Origin of the sequence: Clostridioides sp. ES-S-0001-03 (genome assembly GCF_020676075.1) — a bacterium.
Classification (GTDB): domain Bacteria; phylum Bacillota; class Clostridia; order Peptostreptococcales; family Peptostreptococcaceae; genus Clostridioides.
Window position 1 is genome coordinate 1 of sequence record NZ_JACVWJ010000049.1, and the last position, 297, is coordinate 297.

Consider the following 297-nt stretch of genomic DNA (forward strand, 5'->3'; position numbering starts at 1 on the left):
TACCATAGTTGATGTCACTTTAGTAGTAGTTGGATTTGTTACTGCATTTCCACCTGTTGCATCTAATATCTCAACACTTGCTCCTGATGATGGTGTTATTGCATTTTTTAGCTCACTTACTTTTGTTGACACTGGAACACCTGTTACTTTTTTATTCGCTTCATCTAATGTTCCTATACTTGTTGATTCTATATCATTTGCACTACTAGCTGTCGCTAATTCTATCTTATATTCTTGTTTAGTTGTTCCATCTTCTGCTGTTATCTCTATTACCATAGTTGATGTTACTTTAGTAGT

Annotated in this window: 1 protein-coding gene; it reads right to left on the reverse strand. The window is 34.0% G+C overall.

The window, feature by feature from the left end; translation table 11 throughout:
* The coding region (locus tag IC174_RS20875; RefSeq protein WP_227483922.1) for a hypothetical protein at window positions 1-297 on the reverse strand (297 nt) is incomplete at both ends.